General features: G+C 58.1%; 12 protein-coding genes, 1 tRNA gene and 6 pseudogenes. 7 read left to right on the top strand and 12 right to left on the bottom strand.

Going from position 1 to position 20,390, the window contains the following annotated elements:
* The first annotated feature begins 120 nt into the window (after positions 1 to 120).
* The 3 genes and pseudogenes from JCM25146_RS09165 (at position 121) to JCM25146_RS18440 (ending at position 3,026) form a co-directional block, all read left to right on the top strand.
* Complete coding sequence (locus JCM25146_RS09165) at positions 121 to 1,110, top strand: tyrosine recombinase XerC (protein WP_025827477.1); 990 nt, start codon at positions 121 to 123, stop codon at positions 1,108 to 1,110.
* A 5-nt stretch (positions 1,111 to 1,115) separates the two neighbouring features.
* Positions 1,116 to 2,080: pseudogene (gene pip, locus JCM25146_RS18445) on the top strand (prolyl aminopeptidase).
* A gap of 47 nt (positions 2,081 to 2,127) precedes the next feature.
* A pseudogene (locus JCM25146_RS18440) lies at positions 2,128 to 3,026 on the top strand (retroviral-like aspartic protease family protein).
* Between the two features lie 50 nt (positions 3,027 to 3,076).
* On the opposite strand, the gene JCM25146_RS09150 reads toward JCM25146_RS18440, so the two are convergent.
* The 5 genes and pseudogenes from JCM25146_RS09150 to groES all read right to left on the bottom strand — a co-directional run bounded on the left by JCM25146_RS09150 (position 3,077) and on the right by groES (position 8,020).
* Entirely contained in the window at positions 3,077 to 3,592 is a 516-nt protein-coding gene (locus JCM25146_RS09150) for a hypothetical protein (RefSeq protein ID WP_025827476.1), read from the bottom strand.
* A 203-nt stretch (positions 3,593 to 3,795) separates the two neighbouring features.
* Positions 3,796 to 4,218, bottom strand: a complete 423-nt coding sequence (gene arfB / locus JCM25146_RS09145) for an alternative ribosome rescue aminoacyl-tRNA hydrolase ArfB (RefSeq protein ID WP_025827475.1) — start codon at positions 4,216 to 4,218, stop codon at positions 3,796 to 3,798.
* A gap of 105 nt (positions 4,219 to 4,323) precedes the next feature.
* Complete coding sequence (locus JCM25146_RS09140) at positions 4,324 to 5,667, bottom strand: ammonium transporter (protein ID WP_051544169.1); 1,344 nt, start codon at positions 5,665 to 5,667, stop codon at positions 4,324 to 4,326.
* A gap of 367 nt (positions 5,668 to 6,034) precedes the next feature.
* A pseudogene (gene groL, locus JCM25146_RS18435) lies at positions 6,035 to 7,674 on the bottom strand (chaperonin GroEL).
* A gap of 52 nt (positions 7,675 to 7,726) precedes the next feature.
* Positions 7,727 to 8,020 (bottom strand): co-chaperone GroES, encoded by a 294-nt coding sequence (groES, locus tag JCM25146_RS09130; RefSeq protein WP_025827471.1) that lies wholly within the window; start codon positions 8,018 to 8,020, stop codon positions 7,727 to 7,729.
* Positions 8,021 to 8,234: 214 nt separating this feature from the next.
* Here groES and JCM25146_RS24900 point away from each other — a divergent pair.
* Together JCM25146_RS24900 and JCM25146_RS09120 are read left to right on the top strand one after the other, a co-directional pair.
* Positions 8,235 to 8,901 (top strand): annotated as a pseudogene (locus JCM25146_RS24900) (dienelactone hydrolase family protein).
* A gap of 140 nt (positions 8,902 to 9,041) precedes the next feature.
* On the top strand, positions 9,042 to 9,245 hold the full coding sequence (locus JCM25146_RS09120; protein ID WP_025827469.1) for a cold-shock protein: 204 nt from the start codon (positions 9,042 to 9,044) through the stop codon (positions 9,243 to 9,245).
* A gap of 24 nt (positions 9,246 to 9,269) precedes the next feature.
* On the opposite strand, the gene JCM25146_RS09115 is transcribed toward JCM25146_RS09120, so the two are convergent.
* The 3 genes and pseudogenes from JCM25146_RS09115 to efp form a co-directional block, all read right to left on the bottom strand.
* Positions 9,270 to 12,221 (bottom strand): ATP-dependent DNA helicase, encoded by a 2,952-nt coding sequence (locus tag JCM25146_RS09115; protein ID WP_025827467.1) that lies wholly within the window; start codon positions 12,219 to 12,221, stop codon positions 9,270 to 9,272.
* 125 nt (positions 12,222 to 12,346) lie between these two features.
* Positions 12,347 to 13,175, bottom strand: a pseudogene (locus tag JCM25146_RS18425) (inositol monophosphatase family protein).
* Between the two features lie 47 nt (positions 13,176 to 13,222).
* A complete protein-coding gene (efp, locus tag JCM25146_RS09105; protein ID WP_025827465.1) occupies positions 13,223 to 13,789 on the bottom strand; it encodes an elongation factor P in 567 nt (188 codons plus the stop codon).
* A 150-nt stretch (positions 13,790 to 13,939) separates the two neighbouring features.
* Between efp and JCM25146_RS09100 the strand changes: the two genes are divergently transcribed.
* Together JCM25146_RS09100 and JCM25146_RS09095 are read left to right on the top strand one after the other, a co-directional pair.
* Positions 13,940 to 14,029 (top strand) — tRNA-Ser (locus JCM25146_RS09100).
* Positions 14,030 to 14,312: 283 nt separating this feature from the next.
* Positions 14,313 to 14,951, top strand: a complete 639-nt coding sequence (locus JCM25146_RS09095; protein ID WP_025827464.1) for an SCO family protein — start codon at positions 14,313 to 14,315, stop codon at positions 14,949 to 14,951.
* A gap of 2 nt (positions 14,952 to 14,953) precedes the next feature.
* Here the strand turns inward: JCM25146_RS09095 and JCM25146_RS18420 are convergent, their stop codons facing one another.
* The 4 genes and pseudogenes from JCM25146_RS18420 to JCM25146_RS09075 form a co-directional block, all read right to left on the bottom strand.
* Positions 14,954 to 16,306: a PepSY-associated TM helix domain-containing protein gene (locus tag JCM25146_RS18420; protein WP_051544175.1), complete on the bottom strand. Its 1,353-nt coding sequence runs from the start codon at positions 16,304 to 16,306 to the stop codon at positions 14,954 to 14,956.
* Positions 16,307 to 16,316: 10 nt separating this feature from the next.
* A pseudogene (locus JCM25146_RS18415) lies at positions 16,317 to 18,486 on the bottom strand (TonB-dependent receptor family protein); the annotation flags it as partial.
* A gap of 231 nt (positions 18,487 to 18,717) precedes the next feature.
* Positions 18,718 to 19,107 carry a hypothetical protein gene (locus JCM25146_RS09080; protein WP_025827461.1) on the bottom strand — a complete coding sequence of 130 codons (390 nt, stop codon included), beginning with the start codon at positions 19,105 to 19,107 and terminating at the stop codon, positions 18,718 to 18,720.
* A 150-nt stretch (positions 19,108 to 19,257) separates the two neighbouring features.
* Positions 19,258 to 20,211, bottom strand: coding sequence for a LysR substrate-binding domain-containing protein (locus tag JCM25146_RS09075; protein WP_025827459.1), 954 nt, complete (start codon positions 20,209 to 20,211; stop codon positions 19,258 to 19,260).
* Positions 20,212 to 20,390: the final 179 nt, after the last annotated feature.

Genomic DNA, 20,390 nt, shown 5'->3' with positions numbered 1-20,390 from the left:
GAGGTGCCACTGCCATGCTTTTCTGTTTAAGCGTGTGGGTGCTTAAAGAACAGGGGTTGCCTGCGGGGCTTTTTGCCTGAACGTAATGCACTGGCGCCAGCACTGGGGGAGCGGAAGGGTATGACGGGCGAGGACGCGGTACAAAAATTTCTGGCGTGGATGGCGGTGGAAAAACGGGCCTCCCTTTTGACCATAGAGGCCTACCGGGGGGATCTGGCCCGTTTTCTGGCGTTCATGACCACGCATCTGGGTGGGCCGCCGGATATGCAGGGCCTTGCCAGCCTGAGCCTGCGGGACCTCAGGGCATGGCTTGCGCATGAGGTTGCACAGGCGCAAGCACAGGCAAAGCGCCCCCTTGCACGGAAGACAACACCGGATCAGGCGGCGCGCACCCGGGCACGCCGCGTTTCTGCCCTGCGGTCATTTTTCAAATATCTGGCGCGTAGGGAAGGGGTGGAGAATCCGGCCGTCTCGCTTTTACGCTTGCCACGCACTAAAAAAACGCTGCCCCGCCCTCTGGCGCGGGAGGCAGCACTGCTCGCCCCGGAGGATATAGCCGGCATGGCGCGCACGCCCATGGAGGAGCAGCGCAATGCAACACTCTTTTTGCTGCTATACGGGTGTGGCCTGCGTATCTCTGAAGCGCTGAACCTGAACATAGCCGATTTGCAGGGCATGGATGGCAGTGGCGTGCTGCGCATTCATGGCAAGGGAGGCAAGGAGCGGCTGGTGCCTGTGCTGCCTGTTGTGCGCAAGGCGCTGGAGGCATGGCGCAAACGCCACCCTGCGGCCACAGCGGATAGCCCGCTGTTTGTCGGGGTGCGGGGGGGGCGCCTGCAACCCGCCATTGCCCAGAAGGCCATGCGTGAATGGCGTATTGGCAATGGTCTGCCCGAACACATAACGCCGCATGCCCTACGTCATTCCTTTGCCACACATCTGATGGAAGGCGGCGCGGATTTGCGGGTTATTCAGGAACTGCTGGGCCATGCCAGCCTGTCCACCACGCAGCGCTACACGCTGGCGGATGAAGCGCGTCTGCTTGATGTCTGGACGCGTGCGCATCCGCGTGCGCAAATGGAACGCGACACCCATGAAAAAGAAGGTTGAGGGTTATGACAAGCACCGCCCACCGCACTCCGTGGCCCGAAATAGAACCCTACGCCCATGGCTATCTGGATACGGGGGAGGGGCATCAGGTTTACTGGGAGCAGTGTGGTAACCCCGATGGTATTCCTGTTGTGTTTCTGCACGGTGGGCCGGGGGGCGGGTGCTCGGCAGCCCAGCGCCAGCTGTTTGACCCCGCACGCTACCGCATTGTGTTGTTTGACCAGCGCGGCTGTGGCCGCTCGCGCCCGCATGCCTCGCTCGAAGCTAATACGACGTGGCATCTTGTGGCCGATATAGAGCGCCTGCGCACCCTGTGTGGTGTGGAAAAATGGGCCGTTTTTGGTGGTTCATGGGGGTCTACACTGGCACTGGCCTATGCGCAGGCGCATCCGGCACGCGTGAGTGCCTGATGCTGCGGGGTATTTTTACCCTGCGTCGTGCCGAACTGCTCTGGTACTATCAGGAAGGGGCATCCTGGCTGTTCCCCGATAAATGGGAGGATTTTGTAGCCCCCATCCCGGCCTCCGAGCGGGCGGACATGATGGGCGCTTACCGCAAACGCCTGATTTCGGACAACAGGGAGGAGCGGCTGGAAGCCGCGCGGGCATGGAGCCTGTGGGAAGGGCGCACACTGACCCTGCTGCCCTGCCCCGAAATGGAACATCAGCATGACGAGGCCGATTACGCTCTGGCCTTCTCCCGTATTGAAAACCATTATTTTGTGCATGGTGGCTGGCTGGAAGAAGGGCAGCTTATTGCTGATGTGGACCGCATACGCCACATCCCGACCGTAATTGTGCAGGGGCGGTATGACATGGCAACGCCTGTGCGCACGGCATGGGACCTGCACAGGGCATGGCCGGAGGCGGATTTCCAGCTGATTGACGCCGCTGGCCACGCCCTGTTTGAACCCGGTATCCTGACCGCCCTGCTCAATGCCACGGACCGTTTTGCGCGGGAGCTGGCATGACACCCGCCCGGGTCAAGCAAAAAGGTAAGGGATACTGGCTATACGGCATGGCTGCGGCTCTGGCCTTGCTGGAGCTGGTTCCATATGCGGCCAGTGCCCAGTCCTGCCCAAAGCTGGTCGCGCGGGTTGCCTTGCGGAATGATCAGGGGTTCTTGAATATCCCGGTCAGCTTGAACGGCCATGCCGCAAGCATGATTGTCGATACCGGCTCGGAGGGCAGCCTGCTTTCGCCCGAGGCCGCAGCGTTGTTTGACACGCGGCTTGATCCGAGCAGGCATACCATGGTGCATGGCACGGGGGGTGCTGGCCGCATTGTGCCCAATGCGGTGGTACGCTCCTTTAAAATGGGGGGGCTGGAGTTTGGCCCTGTTTCTGTTCCTGTGGACACCTTACCCGCAGTGCCGCGTACGGAGCCTGCGGTGGAAGGGCTGGTCGGGGGGGACCTGCTCTCGCGATACGATGTGGAGTTTGACGTGGCGCAGGGCACGCTCTCCTTCTGGTCTGTGGGAACGCCTGAGTGTGCCGGGCCACAGGGGTGGCGCTATATTTACCGTGCAGTCCCCCTGCAGAACGCGGGCGAGAGGGTTATCGCCCGTGTGGAACTGGATGGGTATGCTCTGGAGGCGCTGGTCGATAGCGGGGCGCGCTCGTGCATTGTCTCAACCCGTGCGGCTGAGCGCATGGGCGTGAGCGCAGCTCAGCTTGCCACAGACCCCGGTGGGCTGACCACAGGGTGGATGGTCACCAGCAGACGTATCACTGGCATAAGTTTGGCATGATGCAGGTAGGGCAGGAGCAGGAGCACGCACCCGTGCTCACGGTGGCTCCGGTGCAGGATACGGTGGATATGCTGCTTGGAGCAGACTGGTTTGCCGCACACAGGGTGTGGATATCGTATCGCACACATACGCTGTATGTCATGCCTGCAACTGGGCGCACGCGCTAAAGGCGCCGCCACGTTATGGGGGAATGTGCCCCCATAACCGTGGGAAAAAATTATTCGCCTTTCAGGTGCTTGTTGCACACGCTGTAGTAGCCGCCGCCTTTTTCAATCCACTTCAGGCCAGCATTAGCATTGCTGGTCTTGTTGGCGTTGTATTGGTCAAGGCAGGTTTTCATGCGGGCCTTGCCGGGGGCGAGCTTGGCATATTGCGCAGCTACGGCCGTGGGCAGGGTTGCATTTGTGGCCAAGGCTGCGGTGGCGGCTGCCGTTTGCTTGGCAGGTTTTTCGGCCTCAGCGCTCGCTGCGGCTTCGGGCTTGGTTGCTGTCTTGGCGGCGGCGGGGGCTGCTGTTGCCGCAGCAGTTGCGGGGGCCGGGGCCTGTACTGCCGTATCGCAGGAGCTGGCCTTGAATTCCTTAAAAGACTGGCCTTTGAGCGTATTGGCGGTTTTGGCTTCCTTGAACTTCTCGTGGCACTCCTTCACCGTCATGGCGTGGGCGCTGGGAAGGGAAAGGGCTGTGGCGCAGCCAAGCAGCAGAGCGGCCAATCCGGTGCGTGCAACAACAGTCATGAATATACCTCATGCAAGGAGGACGATTGAGCGGCAGCCCCATGCTGCCTACGTTCCATCAGTATCATGAAAAACCATGGACGAGGAATGCTCGTCTTACGGCTTTGCTCAGCATGAATAAAATATTAATGCGCATATACTCTGTAATCCCGTCAGAACTGCTGGCGGGTATTCAGTATCGGGCAAGCCAATGCGTGGTGTGTTCAGTCATCAAACCGGGCGGAGCGCCCACGTTTGATGGTGGCGCGGTGGGCCTTGCCGTCCAGTCTACGTTGACGTGCCGCTCGGCCCGGACGTGTGGCCACACGGAAGGCGGGGCGGTGTGCGGCCTCCCGGATCAGGGCGACCAGCCGTTCTATGGCGTCTTCGCGGTTACGCAACTGGGTACGAAAGCGCCGCGCAGTAATTACAATAACGCCGTCGCGCGTGGCCTTGGTGCCTGCCAGCTCCAGCACACGTATGCGTATCCGCTCGGGCAGAGAGGGGGATAGTGCTGCATTAAAGCGCAACTGGGCCGCAGTTGCGACCTTGTTCACATTCTGCCCACCGGGGCCTGAAGCCAGAATATAGCTGACTTCGAGCTCGGAGTCCGGCAGCGTCAAGCTGGGAAGAATGGAAATGGCCATGGCCGGAGCATAGCATGGTTTGCAGGCCAGTGCGTGGCTGCGGGCATAAAAAACCTCCGTGTTTGTGGCACGGAGGTTTTTGTTCAAAAGAGTGGGGTTAGCCGCTCAGTTGTTGATCCGCTCACCATGGAGGGACATATCCAGCCCTTCGAGTTCCTGATCAGCGGTTACGCGCAGCCCGATTGCCAGATCAATCACCTTGAGGATGATGTAGGAGGCAAAGGCACACCACACAATGGTCACCAGCACCGCCTCGGACTGCACAAGCAACTGGTGCAGGGAGCCGACAACACCCGTGGGGTTAGCGTCTGTGGCAGAAAGGGGGCCGTAAGCCAGCAGGCCGGTCAGCAGCGCGCCAACAATACCGCCCACGCCGTGTACGCCAAAGGCGTCCAGGCTGTCGTCATACCCCATCATGTGTTTAAGGGATGTGGCGCCCCAGTAGCAGACAACGCCCGTAATCAGGCCGATGATCAGCGCACTGCCCGGCAGCACAAAGCCTGCTGCGGGGGTAATGGCAACCAGCCCGCCAACAGCGCCGGAGATCACGCCCAACACCGTGGGTTTGCCCGAACGCAGCCACTCAGCCACCATCCAGGATACACCAGCACCAGCAGCGGCAATCTGGGTTGCGGCCATGGCCATGCCTGCACGGCCGTTGGCACCAACAGCGGACCCAGCGTTAAAGCCGAACCAGCCAACCCACAGCAGGGCAGCACCGATAACGGCATAGGTCAGGTTGAAAGGAGAAAGGTCGTCCTGCCCGTACCCTTTGCGGCGGCCCAGCACCAGCGCACAGACCAGACCGGCCACACCTGCGTTGATATGCACAACCGTACCACCGGCAAAGTCAGCCGTACCAAGGCCCGCCAGCCAGCCGATCGGGCTCCAGACCCAGTGGGCGATGGGCGCATAGACGACCAAAGACCAGACAATGGAGAAGATGCACATGGCGCTGAACTTCATGCGCTCGGCATATGCACCAGAGATCAGGGCAGGGGTGATGATGGCGAAGGTCATCTGGAACATCATGAAGATGCTCTCGGGGATGGTCATGGTTGTTGCATTGGGGCTGTCCGCACCCAGTGTAAAGCCCACGTCCGCCCCGTTATGGATATGCGCACCAATGCCGTTGAGCAGCACGCGGGAGAAGCCGCCAATCCACGGCGTACCCGTTGTAAAGGCGAGCGAATAGCCTGCGACCATCCATACAATGGACATGATGCAGCACAGCGCAAAGGACTGCATGAGTGTGGCCAGCACGTTTTTCTTGCGCACCATGCCAGCATAGAACAGGGCAAGACCGGGGATGGTCATCATCAGCACAAGTGCGGTGCTGGTAAGCATCCATGCCGTATCCCCTGTGTCGATCGGGGGAGGTGCTGCATCCGCAGCATAGGCCCCGGAGCAGCCAAGTGCTGCTACAAGGCTGGCCGACAGAATAGCCATGGTCTTGCGGATAACTGGACCTCTCGCCGGGTTGACAGCTTGGAAGGGTCGCGCTGACATGATGATGCGTTCTCCTTAAAATACGCAGCCATTGATGCTCGCCAGATTCGTGCAAGGCAGCGATGGGCCTAATTGTATTGTATCTATTCCGGAATGACTGGGGAGGCAATCCGGTTTGATCGCGAATTATTTTTACAATCTGACTTGTGACCTTAAAAAGCCATAAAAATAATGTTGCGGCAGACCCTTAATGCAAAAAGGGCGTGCACACCCGAAGGTTTGCACGCCCTTAATACCAGCCTGGGAAGGAGCGGAGTAGCCAGCCAGGCCAGCTACTCCCACATTCCCAAGACCCGGTTGGGGTGACTTAGAAGTCCATGCCGCCCATGCCGCCCATGTCAGGCCCGCCCGCAGGGGCTGCCTTCTTTTCGGGGCGTTCTGCAACCATGGCTTCCGTGGTGATCAGCAGGCCAGCAACGGATGCTGCGTCCTGCAGAGCGGTACGGACAACCTTGGCCGGATCGATAATACCGGCTTCAACCAGGTTCTTGTATTCGCCAGCCTGTGCGTCGAAGCCGAAGTTGTAGTCTTCGCTTTCGAGCACCTTGTTGGCGACCACGGCACCGTCTTCACCCGCGTTCAGGGCGATCTGGCGCAGGGGAGCCTGCAGAGCGCTGAGGATGATGTTGCCACCAACGCGCTGGTCGTCATTGTGGTAGTGCAGGTGGGCAAGAGCCTTGGTTGCGCGGGCCAGAGCCGTGCCACCACCGGGAACAATGCCTTCTTCAACTGCTGCGCGGGTAGCGTGCAGGGCGTCGTCCACGCGGTCCTTGCGTTCCTTCACTTCGATTTCCGTGGAGCCGCCAACGCGGATCACGGCAACACCGCCAGCCAGCTTGGCCAGACGTTCCTGAAGTTTTTCACGGTCGTAGTCGGAGGAGGTTTCCTCGATCTGCGCACGGATCTGCTTCACGCGGCCCTTGATGTCGTCGCCGTTGCCAGCGCCGTCAACAATGGTGGTGTTTTCCTTGTCGATGTGTACTTTCTTGGCGGTGCCAAGCATCGGCAGGGTAACGGTTTCGAGCTTGATGCCGAGGTCTTCGCTGATGACCTGCCCACCCGTAAGGATGGCAATGTCTTCCAGCATGGCTTTACGGCGGTCACCAAAGCCGGGAGCCTTGACAGCAGCAATCTTGAGCCCACCGCGCAGCTTGTTGACAACCAGAGTTGCCAGCGCTTCGCCGTCAACGTCTTCAGCAATGATCAGCAGCGGACGACCGGACTGAACAACAGATTCCAGCAGGGGCAGGATCGGCTGAAGAGAAGAAAGCTTCTTTTCATGGATCAGGATATAGGGGTTTTCCAGATCGGCCGTCATCTTTTCCGGGTTCGTCACGAAGTACGGAGAGATGTAGCCACGGTCGAACTGCATGCCTTCAACCACGTCCAGTTCGGTCTGGAAGTGCTTGGCTTCTTCAACGGTAATAACGCCTTCGGAGCCAACTTTCTGCATGGCTTCGGAGATCATCTTGCCGATTTCGCTCTCGCCATTGGCGGAGATGGTGCCAACCTGAGCGGTTTCAGCCGGGGTGGTGACCTTTTTGGCGTTCTTCTTCAGTTCCTCGACAACCACGGCAACGGCCTTGTCCACGCCGCGCTTGAGGTCCATCGGTTCATGCCTGCTGCAACAGCCTTCAGACCTTCGCGCACAATGGCCTGAGCCAGCACGGTTGCGGTCGTGGTGCCGTCACCAGCCACGTCGTTGGTCTTGGAGGCCACTTCGCGCAGCATCTGTGCGCCCATGTTTTCGAACTTGTCAGCCAGTTCGATTTCCTTGGCGACGGAAACGCCGTCCTTGGTGATGCGGGGTGCACCGAAGCTCTTGTCCAGAACAACGTTACGGCCTTTGGGGCCAAGTGTTACCTTTACGGCGTCGGCCAGAATGTCCACACCGCGCAGCATGCGCTGGCGTGCGTCTGCACCAAACTTTACGTCTTTGGCAGCCATTGAATTTCTCCTGTGAAGATCTTTTGTAGGTAAACGGTCGGATCAGAGCGGATCAGGCTGCGACAATACCCAGAATGTCGCTTTCCTTCATGATCAGCAGCTCTTCGCCGTCGATCTTCACTTCCGTGCCGGACCATTTGCCAAACAGAATGCGGTCGCCGGCCTTGACATCAAGCGCCACAACCTGACCCTGTTCGTTGCGGGCACCCGCACCAACAGCGACCACTTCGCCTTCCATCGGCTTTTCTTTTGCCGTGTCGGGGATGATGATGCCACCGGCTGTCTTCTGTTCGCCTTCAAGGCGACGTACAACTACCCGGTCGTGTAAGGGACGAAACTTCGTCATTATGGATCACTCCACATTCATTTGCTGTGATGACGCCCTTTGTCAGAAAGCAGCGCCACCCGTTTGAACCGCGCGTACACATAACGCCGCGTCGCGTTAGCACTCCACCACAAGGAGTGCTAGAGCAGAAAGTAGGTTCGCCCCCAAGGTGAGTCAAGGAAGGCGGAAGAAGTTTCTTTTTGTTTTAACTTCATCCCTGACAAGGAGATTGAACATGGGACAGATGCGCACAATTGAGGCAGCCGACGGCCACGAGCTTGCCGTATGGGAGACCGAGCGGAGCACGCACCCCTACGCTTTGGTAGTGCTGCAGGAAATTTTTGGCGTGAACCACCATATCCGCACCGTGTGTGCGCGGTTTGCGCAGGCGGGCTTCCATGTTATCGCGCCTGCCTGTTTGACCGTGTCGAGCGTGGGGTTGAACTGGAATATACGACCGATGGCGTGCAGAAGGGGCTGGCCCTGCGTGCACAGATTCCTCTGGCCAAAACTCTGCTGGACGTGCAGGCCGCGGCCCGTGCGCTCAATGCGCGCAGGTTGGGGTGATCGGCTATTGCTGGGGTGGTGCACTGGCATGGAACGCCGCCTGCCGGACGCATGACTTTGCCGCAGCCGTAGGCTGGTATGGCGGGGGCATTGCTGCCCATAAGGACGAGACTCCGCACTGCCCGGTGCAATTACATTTTGGTGAGCGCGATACCAGCATTCCCCACACCGATGTAGCCGCCATTCGCGCTGCTCACCCAGAAGTGGAACTTTATGTGTACGACGATGCGGAGCACGGTTTTGGCTGCGAGGAGCGTGCCTCGTACAATGCAAAAGCCTTTGTAAGTGCGCAGGAGCGCAGCATTGCGTTCCTCAAGAGCACGCTCAATCCGTAAGGATTTTTGTGCGCCTTCAGGGCAGGTCGGGCTGAATTGTGATTGACAAGCGCCCCCGGTCATGGGGGAGAATGTCCTCTCTCCTCGCGGCACGTCGTGTGCAGGAGGAGTAACTGGCCGAAATAAGGATGACTTCGCTCATGTCGACAGGTACCGTTAAATGGTTCAACGCCACCAAAGGGTTTGGTTTTATTGCCCCCGATGATGGAGGGAAAGACGTGTTTGTGCATATTACCGCTGTACAGGCAGCCGGTCTGCGCGCGTTGAATGATGGGCAGAAACTGTCCTACGACATGGTGGAGGAACGCGGTAAGCAGGCAGCCACCAACCTGAAGCCGCTCTAAAACAGCGGTCCGGGGCCGGGCCGGTTACGCCTGTCCGGCCTGCTCCGCCAAAAAGGCGGAAATCTGGCGCGCAGTCTGTGCAAGACCACACCGCTCAACGGCAACGCCGTTGGGAAAAGCGCTTAAAAGCCTTGTGGGTGTGCGCCGGTCCAGCAGAACAAATACCCCCCTGTCTGACTGGCGGCGGATCAACCGCCCGAACGCCTGCCGTAGCCTGAGCCGGGCTATGCGGTCATCAAAACCCTTGGGATCTCCACCAGACAGGTGAATACGCCGCTCGCGGTGCAGAATGTCGGGGCGGGGCCAGGGAACGCGCTCAAATACCACCAGACGCAGGGCGTTGCCCGGAACATCCACACCGTCACGCATGGCGTCCGTGCCAAGTAGGCAGGCGTGTTCTTCGGTCCGAAAAACATCAACCAGCGTATTGTTGTCCATTGCATCCACATGCTGAGCGTAAAGGGGTAAGCCTTCGCTCTCCAGCGTTGGAGCTATGCGCTCATACACGCCGCGTAGGCGGGATATGGCGGTAAACAGGCCAAGCCCCCCACCGCCAGAGGACTGGAACAGCGTGCGGAACGCGGCAGACAGGTCCACAATGCTGCTGTTGTCCACATCCGTTACAATAAAGGCACGGGTCTGCCGGGCGTAATCGAACGGGCTGGCCAGGCTGGCGCGCAGGGCAGGGGAAGGGAAATGATTGGCCCCCGTGCGGGCTTCTGCCGCTTCCCATGCAATTTCTGCCTCGTCACTCTCCTGTGCGCCGCCCTGCTGGTCGCGCAGTGTGGCTGACGTCATGAGCATACCCTGTGCGGGTACGGCCATAATGCCCGCAAATGGAATGGTCGGGTCCAGCCAATGGCGGTACAGCCCGACGTCCTGCTCGTTTATGCGCTGTTTCTCACGCCTTTCAAGGCGGATGAAGTGGACATGTGCCGGGGTGCTGCCCGGTTCGGGCGGCTGGTCCAGCGCAGCAAGCATGGCAATCCACGCATCCAGCCGGGAGATGGCGCGGCGGCGCAGGGCGCGGGTCATGGCCTCTATGCGGCCACGGGTAGTTGCATCCAGCGTGTCTGCATCGTCCTCAAGGCGGGCCTGCAGGCGTTCGCTCAAGGTGCGCAGGGGTTCCACAATGCGGCCAAGGGCGCGGGCAAGCTGCTGACCGGCTTCTGCCATGTCGGGTATAAGCGGGTGCAGGTCACATTCCATGGCAGCATGGATGGCCTGCTTGCCGCCCTCGGCCGAGCGGGCCATGGCCTGCTGGCGCAACAGGCGCAAAAAAGCTTCCGTCGGGTTTTCCATAACCGGTTGGTCGGCCACGGGCTCGGGTGGGAACAGGGTGCTCAGGTCCATGGGTTCTGGTGGTGGTGGTTCGTTGGCCACCTCTGGTGCCAGACGGGTGGACCAGCCCGGCGCAGGCAGGGCTGTTGCCGCAAGCAGGGCCGCATCCAGCGGGTTTTCCAGCTTTGGGTGGCCAACCACCAGATCATCCAGCCTGCGTTTGAGCCCGCGAGCCCGGGAGCGCCGGCCCTCAGCACCCAGTAGCCAGCGGCGCAGTTCGGCTGCCTCCAGCCCGGAGAGTTCGGCACAGAACGCACTGTCTGCGGCATCCGCCAGATGGTGCCCCTCATCAAACACATAGCGTGAGGGGGTGTTGGCCTGCGCTCCGGCCTCGTCATCATCGCTCATGCCCGCCTGTGCATAGGCGGCCTGCGTCATAACCAGAGCATGATTGGCGATGACCAGAGAGGCATCATGCGCACGGCGTATGGAGTGTTCGACAAAACAGCGTTGATAATGCGCGCAGGCTCCGTGAATGCACTCGCCCCTACGGTCGGCCACACCCGCAAGGTTGCCGTGGCCGAACAGGTCTCCAAACCAGCCGGGCAGATCTCCGCCAAACAGGTCTCCATCCGCTGTGGCCATTGCCCATCGGGCCAGCATGCACAGGGCAATGCTTACACCAGCCGGGCGGGAGGCCGCGCTGTTGACGGCCTCTTCCATGTTTAGCAGGCACAGGTAGTTCTCCCGCCCTTTGCGCAACACCACATGCTGGCGGTGGGCTGCGGGGTCGGGGTAGAGGCGTTTTGTCTCCTGCTCAATCTGGCGTTGCAGGTGGCGTGTGTAGGTGCTTATCCACACAGCTCCATCATTACGCTCGGCCCACAGGCTGGCGGGGGCAATGTAGCCCAGAGTCTTGCCTGTGCCTGTGCCTGCCTCGGCCAGCACAATAGCGGGGTCTCCGCGCATGGCGCGCGGGGCAAAGGCTTCGGTCGAGACACTGGCAAAATCTGCCTGTCCGGAGCGTATTTCCGCCTCGCTGCCCAGTATGCGGGTCAGCCGTTCACGTGCCTCTGCCGGGCTTATGGGGTTGGAGGCGGGCGGGGGGCGCTGGGCCTGCTCTTCCCATTTGGGTAGATGCCGCCATACCCTTAGAGCATCGGTGGGTTGTGTGGCCTCCTCGGCCAATTTGCCGTTGTTGGTCAGTCTGGCACGCAGGTCTATGGTTTCGGCCACGGTGCCGGTCCAGACCCAGCCCGCCTGACCCAGACGTACGGTAAAGGCTGCCAGCAGTTCGCTCTGGCCAGCCTTAGCCTGCCGTGCCAGCGCTCCCAGCAGGATGGATAACAGGTTGGGGAGCAGGTCTGCCTCGGTTGTGTGGAGGTTCTGCTCATCCAGCCCAAGGGCTATGGCCAGACCGCGTGGCGTGGGTGCAACGGTTTGGGCGGGAAAGACAAATGCGAACAGTTCCAGCAGGTCCAGCCATGGCGCGGGCTGGCCTGTAGGGGGCAGGCCGAGTTTGCGGGCAAGGGCTGGCGCATGCACAACCAGCGGGCATGGCATGGCATGCAGGCGCTCGCGCACTTCGGACGCGCTCAGGCTGAGCAGTTCCCCATCTTCGGTCAGCAGCGAAAACCGACCATGGCAGGAGATAAGGGCCGGTGCGTCATGGGCTGAGGGAAAGGATGGCTGCATTCTGTTTTACATGATCCATTCTGGCGGCAAATGCCAGAGAAGAACAGGCAGGGCGTTATGCAGAGTGCCAGATACACAAAACCCCGCCGGGCAGCGCACGGCGGGGTTTGCGGGAAAACCGGATTTTACTCGGGGTTTTTCAGGCTGTCGGCAACAATTTCCAGCAGTTTGCCGTGCATGTGGCCATTGCCTGCAACAATCATCACATCATCGGGCAGGTCATCAAGCTCACCCCCATCAGTCGGTGACCTGACCGCCGGCCTCACGCACGATGAGAATACCAGCGGCGCAATCCCATGGTTTGATGCCAAATTCCCAGTACCCTTCGTAACGACCTGCAGCGACCCATGCCAGATCCAGTGCCGCCGCGCCAAAGCGGCGGACACCAGCAACGCGGGGCATCAGGTTGCCCAGCACGCGGGCAAAAGGCAGGCGCTGGCGGGCGGGAACCTTGGCAAAGGGAATACCCGTTGCAAACAGGGATTCGTGCATGTCCCGGCGGGCGGAAACACGGATACGCCGTTCGTTGAGGTACGCCCCGTTGCCTTTTTCCGCCCAGAACATTTCCCCCGCTGCGGGGTTGTAGATCAGGGCCGCAGCCAGTTCCACCTTGCCATCGGGCAGGCGGCGCTGAAGACCAATGGAGATGGCCCAGTGCGGAATGCCGTGCAGGAAGTTGGATGTGCCATCAAGCGGGTCCACAATCCAGCGCCATGTCCAGTTTTCGCTGCCCGATTCCCCGGATTCTTCCATAAGGAAGGCGTAGCCCGGCCGGGCCCGCTCCAGTTCTTCGCGCAAGGTCTGTTCCGCACGCAGGTCCGCCTGGGAAACAAAGTCACCCGGCCCCTTGATGCTGACCTGAAGCTGCTCGACTTCGTTAAAATCGCGCAGGAGACGCTTGGCAGCTTTCTGTGCTGCGGTTTGCATCACCATCATGACGGGGGAGAGACGCATGGCCACTGTAGTTAAGTCCTGCTCTGGAGAGAAAAAACCTGAAAAAATCAGTCCTTGGCGCGTTCGACGTAAGAGCCGTCTTCCGTGCGGACCACAATGCGTTCACCCGCTTCGATAAACGGCGGCACCATGGTTTTTACACCATTGGACAGCATTGCGGGCTTGTAGGAGGAGCTGGCGGTCTGGCCCTTAACAACCGGGTCAGCCTCAACCACTTCCAGCGTAACATGCGGCGGCAGGTCAATGCCAACCGGGTCGCCTTCAACCAGATGCAGGTTGATGGTCATGTTGTCCTGAATGAAGGGAGCCTGATCGCCCAGCAGGTCCACGGGGACGGAAAGCTGTTCAAATGTTTCCGGGTCCATGAGAACCAGCAGTTCACCATCTGTATAGGAATACAGATATTCACGGTCTTCGGTCATCAGACGTTCTACCGTGTCGGCGGTGCGCCAGCGTTCGTTGGTTTTGTTGCCGGTCTTGAGGTCGCGCATTTCAACCTGAATGAACGCCCCCCCCTTGCCCGGGGTAATGATCTGCTGTTTCAATACCGTCCAGCGACGACCGTCATGTTCAATGACCTGACCGGCGCGGATCAGGTTTGCCTGCTGTTTCATACTTGGTTCCTGATGAGGAATGGCTATTCTGTCTGGGCTTCTACAGTTCCACGGCGGGAAGGGCAAGCGTTGCAAGGTGAACTCTCCCGCTTTGCACCGCTGGACAGAAGGGGTACATCCTGTTTATAAGACCTCCACCTAAGCAGGTAAGGAAGGGTGGCCGAGCGGTTTAAGGCACCGGTCTTGAAAACCGGCGTGCGTGAGAGCGTACCGTGGGTTCGAATCCCACCCCTTCCGCCAACCCTCATTCCCAGACATTCTTATAAGCTCTCAAAAGCCTTGATCTTCCGGGATTTTTGCGCTTTTTGTGTTCTTGCGCGTTCTTATTTTGTTTCATGCAGGCGCATAGCTTTGTGGGTAACGAGTGGGTAAAATTTTTTCTACGTGTGGGTAACGTCAGGCAGTCTGGCGCAGGGGTAAGTATCTGGTGCCTAAAATCAGGGCATAAGGCTGAATATCTGCGGCTGTAAGAAAAGACGTGTGATGTAATGAAATTTCAGACCAGATTTGCTATTCTCCGGGCATGAAGTCGAAGAACCGTTCAAACACCGCCATTCGAAGAACATCCACTTCCACCAAGCAGGAATGGAAAAAAATACTTCCCGTTCTTGGTGCTGTTCTGGTTCTGCTGGCCGGGGCGACCGGGCTGCGCGCCGTGTTGGTATCTCAGCATCATGCACCCATTGGCGGGGATTATACTCTGGTTGATGGATACGGGAAAACGCGTACACAAGCCGATTTTTACGGCCACTATACGCTCCTTTATTTTGGCTACACGCATTGTGTGGATGTATGCCCCCTGACTCTGGCAACGGTTTCTGCAGCACTTGATGAACTTGGTGCGCAGGGGGGGCGTGTTACGCCGGTTTTTATTTCGGTTGATCCTGAGCGGGATACGCCCGAGGTTATCCAGAATTACGTACAGCGCTTCTCCCCAAGGATTGTTGGCCTGACAGGCAGTGAGGCACAACTGCAACCGGTCATGAAGGCGTTTCATGTCTCCGCAAGGCATCGTTCGGGGGATGGGGCCGGGTATCTCGTCGATCATAGCTCGTTGCTGTATCTGATGGACGGGCAGAACCACCTTGCCGGTATGATACCAGTTGATTCCAGCGCCCATCAGATCGCAGCAGACCTTAAGCGCCTGTTGCCGCCGTCCTGACTTCAGGGTTTGCGCCGCGCCTTCATGACCAAGGTAGCCAGAGCCAGAATAAGCAGAGATGCACCGAGTTCTGGCAGAACAAGTGCCAGAACCATCAGCAGGGCCATGCCTGCAAAGCCGTTTTTCTGTGAGTGCAAGGCCGGAGGCGCGCCCAGCGCCCCGGCGGGTTTGCGTTTGAGCCATAATAAGGTGGCAGCACTACTCATCAGTAATAAACCGCCTGCGATCAGCATGTTCATGATCTGGTTTGCCCAGCCAAAAAGCTGGCCTTCATGTGCGGCAACACCATAGCCAATTATGCGGTCCACGATGCCTTTCTGAGCAAAGGTAGCATGGGCTGTTACGTGCCCGTTGGGTGTTATTGTCATGCTCTCTCGCAATGGTCGGTTCTGTGTGTCCGAACGGACGGTCCAGAGCGTGCCAGATGGGGTTACAAGAACCGGGGCTGGCCATGCGAGAGCAGAGGCCGCCTGCACAACGGTGTCCAGCCCTGCCAACTGGCGTTGTTCTGGAGCAGGAGCTGGTGTGTCGGGCATATCCATTCCCGGCATGTCCATTGTGTTTGGTGCCGGAGCAGATGCTGGTGGTGTGAGGAGATGTCCCGCAATAACCGTGGCTGCTGGCACGGAGCCAATCTCCCAGTCTTTGACGGATGTCAGGCGACCAACCGTATTTTCAACCGATTGCAGCGCATGCCCCCATACAAAAGACCATGGAAGACCAGAGACCAGAAACAATACCAGAAACACAGAGGTCCACACGCCTGTTACGGCGTGCAGGTCCCGCCAGCGGGTTCGGCTGTCTACTCCAAGCCGAGGGTAAACAATACCTGCTAGTCTCTGCCCGCCACGTGGCCACCAGAGCAGCAGGCCCGTGATAACAAGAACAATGGTCCATGATGCGACCATTTCCATAATGATGGAACCAGCATTCCCTAAAAGAAGCTGTCCGTGCAGCCGGAAGACCAAACGCTCAAACCTGCTTTCTTCCAGTATGGTTTTCAGCACTGCATGGGTGTTTCTGTCGACGTACACACGCACGGCCTGTCCATCCTGCCGGGTTAACAGAACCCTTGCCGCGCTGTGTGGGGAATGCGGAAGTTCATAAGCCAGAAAAGCACTGTTTGGGACAGCCCCAAGGGCTGCATGCACCTCCCCCTCGGGTGAGGGGGAGACGGCTGCTGGCAGGTGGTCATATTTCCAGTCTATCCACGCATCAATCTGTGGTTTGAAGAGATAGATGGTGCCTGTGACAGACAAAAAAGCGACAAACGGCAGGCAGCATAACCCGGCAAAAAAATGCCAGCGCCAGAGCGTGCGGCGATCAGGCCAGAGTGCAGTCAGGTATCTGGTCATGGTGTTATCCTCAGAACCGAACCCGCACACCGCCAAAATACGCGCGTGGGGAGCCTGCGTAGATTGAGCCTGTGCTGTTCATGAGTGTGGCAGCATCTGCCTGCTGTCCGTTGGATTGTAGTTTGTCGCTAATATTGCTGGCACCTGCGATATACGTCTGGTTGGCAACATTCTGTACCTCAAAATACCAGTGCAGACGGTGTGCCCATCCTAGCCGGGCTGGTGGGTTATAATGCACCTCAAGATTCAGCAGGGTGTAGCCGGGTGCTTTTAGGCGGTTTGCGTTGTCCAGCCAGTAGGAATCCCGCCAGGTGACTTCCGCATAACCGCCCAGCCCCTCCAGCAGACCATCAGGCTGATCGTAAAGAAAGCGGGCATTGAGAAAATTGGGAATAACCCCGGGAATATAATTGCCTGCGCGGCTGAAACTACGCGAGAGGGTCGTGTTGGAAAGTGTTTCGGTATAATTGGTATAAATCTGATTATCGTAAGTATAGCTTAGCTTGATCCGACCGCCAGAAAGGGTTTGGGGGAGTGGTTTCCACTCCACGCCAAGTACCACGCCGCGATGTTCGGATGCAGGGGCATTGAATGTATAGGAACCTACTGCGTTGATGCCAGCCGACTGACTGACCAGTTCGTTTTTGTAAAACTCGTAAAAACCCGTTGCCTGAATGTTGATATTGGAAGACGGGTGCCAGTCTGCTCCAAGGTCAATACCGACACTTGTCTGGCTTTGTAGCTGCGTATTGTTGCCGTAGTGCTTCGGGCGTGATGAACAGGTTGGAGGAGGATGGGGTGCCGTAAGCCGTGCCAACACGGGTGTGCAGCGTCCAGTTTTTGGACGGGGTGTAGATCAAGGCCCCTTCTGGAGCGAGGTTGAAGTAAAAGCGGTTGGCAGTAATGGCCCGCTGGCTGCTTGTTGTGGCGGAGTAACCATACAGTGTTTCAGTCGCGCCAATGTCGGAATATGTGCCGCCAAGCCCGACAACTGCGTGCCAGTCGGGAGCAAAATGCCAGTCTTCCTGAAAGCGGGCGCCAAGGTTCCACTGATGGCCATAACTTTGTGAACTCATGGCCCCACGGGTTGCGCCACCCAGTGGCATGACGTTGTACGTCTGTGACCCAAAGTCGAGATAATCAAAATTTATCCCGCCGAATGTCTCCAACGTTCTGCCTGCAAGCTGGGCATGGTTGGTAATATCGCTGCTGACTGCGTAGGAATTATAAGGGCCGACGTAAACGGTAGGAGAAGTCGGCTGGTCAATGTGGCGCTGGTCATAGGTAAACTGGTTGTGCCATGTGGTCTGGCTGTTAAAGTCGTGCTCCCAGCGTAGCCCGACAACCGTTCGTCGGTCAAAACGGCCTAGGCCTGCGGCTTCGGGGCTCATGGCCTCCTTTGTGCCGTAACGGCCATTGACCAGCAGGCTAACGGATGCACAGCCCGCAGCCGCGCTGGCAGCCTGCGCGCATCCTTGCTGGTAGGGGTTGGCACGATACTGGTTGAGCGAGAGCCTTGCGGGCAGAAATGCATCGGTTACGTTGTTTACAAATTTGAGAATAAGGCGGTCTGTTGCGCTCAGGTTAACGCGAAGGCGCATGTTTTCTGTTGAGGTATTATAACGGCTGTTGGCAATAAATCCGTTGCCGCGCACGTCACTGCCAAAGATCATCAGGTCGTAGTGTCTGTTGCCAAAACCAAGGGTTGCATAGTTGTTAAACATCCCGAAACTGCCCAAATCGGAGCCGAGTTCCAGCCCGTGAATATCCGCCCCTTTGCGGGTGCGGAAGTTGATGGCACCGTTTATGGCGTAATTGCCGTAAAGGGTGGAGGCCGGGCCTTCAAACACATCCACGCCCTGATAGGCGTGCGGGTCAATCAGATCGGCGCGTGCTGTGCCGTCTGGCTGGGTCATGGGGAAACCATCTTCGAGCACCTGAATATTTTTTAGGCCCCATGACTGGCGGTCGCCCGACCCGCGAATGGAAATGTTGGTATCGCGTGGTCCATTCCCCTGCGTAAAGCTGACACCGGGAATGGTGACCACCATATCCGCAACGCTCTGGCCAACCTGGTTCCCAAAATCGCGTCTGTCAGCGCTAAAAGTTGTCTGGCCCGCCGGATGCGTCAGGGCTGATGCATGGTTTGATCCTGTGACGAGGATATGTTCCGTTGTGTTGGTCGCTTTGCGGGGCCTGTGTGCGTGCGCAGGAACATGCTCACGTGCGGTAAGTGCTGGAGTATGTTCCGTTTCTGCGCGAGCATGAGGTGTGGCAAGTGCCGCGACAAGCACTGCCACCCCGCATAACGGGCGTGACAGGTGATGAGTATACAACATGGGGTTTAAACCTGAATAAACAGCACAAAAAGCTCACAGGCCAATGCGTGTGAGCGGCGTTTTCAATTCAGGTCAGGCAGGTGGTCCCTGCGGGCAGAGGGACGTCCGTTGTGGCGCGGGTGGCCCACGAATGGGCGCGAACATCCAGGCGTGAGGGTTGTCGCAAATAGCCAGCGCCACACACAGACAGAACGCAACGCTGAGCAGTAAAAGTTCAGCAGCTTCGGAAAGAAGAAAACTGTCGTCTTCTGGATTGGTGGAGTGATGATGCTGCCCATCGGGGGATGGGGATGGCGACTGGTCGTCACAAAGAATACTGAGTTTTGTAAGGTTTTTAAGCGGGTCATCCACCAGCGCAGTAGGGGAGGCAAGACCACCAAAAGTCAGGCGCGCAATAAGAGCAAGCATTACCAGAGGCCAGAAGGCCATCAGGTAAGTCAAACTGTGCGTGCGAGAGGACATGCGTGCTGTTTATCGCAAATCATTCGCGTTAGCCAGATCATATCTTGCATGCAAGGGGTGCTGTGGACTGGGGCAGGCAAGCAAACGATGGTGTTGTGGCAGCGCAATAATATATGGGGTTCCCCGTCGGCTCCCGTAGCGGGGTGGGGCTTATCCGGCGGGGGGAGGGTCCGCCATTTGTGTGCCGGGCCAGTTCTGAGAGGTCACCATATGTTGGGCCAGAAGCACAAGAAGCTCCCTGACGGCAACCCCGGCTTCGGTTTCAGGGATGCTTTCAGGAATGCACAGAGAGACGTTTTCCTGAATGATCGGGCTACTGAGCGGATAAATAAGTGATTGGCCGGGGACGACAATTTTGCTCGCTACAGCCCATGGCAGAATGGTGCAGCCCAGCCCTGCGGCCACGGCGTCGCGCAGGGTTAACAGGGCTTCCACTTCTGCAACAATGTTTGGAACAATCTGTTTGCGCGCAAAAGCGACGTTGATCCGTTTACGAACAAAGTTGTAATCAGGTGGTACCAGAAGTGGCGTTTGTGCCAGATCAGATAATTTGACAGGCGTTGCCGTGTCTGTGCCAAAACCGAAGTCGGCATGTGCGACCAGAAAAAAATTCTCTTTCATCAAGGGCATAAAATTAACACCCTTGACCGGCCCCGCCCCGTGAATGATTGCCATGTCCAGTCTGCCGGTCATGACCATCTCACTGTAAATATCGTCAAAACTTTCCGAAAGATGGAGCGTGATATTGGGCAGTTTCTGCCGGACCTCCTGTAACAGACCCAGCGCAAGGGAGGAGCCGGAACAATAGGGCGAAAGCCCGACCGAAACCTTGCCAACCAGTGGGCCGGTGCCGTTGCTGACTTCTTCCATGGCGCGGTCAAGCTGTTTGCTCATGGTCTGCGCGTGCCGGTAGAGTTCCAGCCCGGCGGCAGTCGGCGTGACCCCCATTTTGCTGCGGATCAGGAGTTTTTGCTTAAAAGCCGTTTCAAGCGATGCAAGCTGCTGGCTGAGTGCAGGCTGGGCAATATTGAGAATATCTGCGGCGCGCGAAATGCTGCCAACATCAATAATTTTTACGAACGCCTGTAAACGCCTGATGTCCAATGCGCTGCACTCCCTGCGACGGAACAGCTATAATTTTTAATGATATATCGGAATAAAGTCAATAAAATGCAAAAATAACAATTTCTATAAAATTAAATACTTTTACTCATAATTCTTTGATTGTGATTGAAATAAATACTTATAAACCGGGTTTGGGTGAGCTGTTTAAGGAGCACATC

It is taken from the genome of Acetobacter okinawensis JCM 25146, assembly GCF_000613865.1.
Classification (GTDB): domain Bacteria; phylum Pseudomonadota; class Alphaproteobacteria; order Acetobacterales; family Acetobacteraceae; genus Acetobacter; species Acetobacter okinawensis.
The sequence above is the reverse complement of the archived record's forward strand: the minus strand, read 5'-3'. Positions and strand labels throughout refer to the sequence as shown.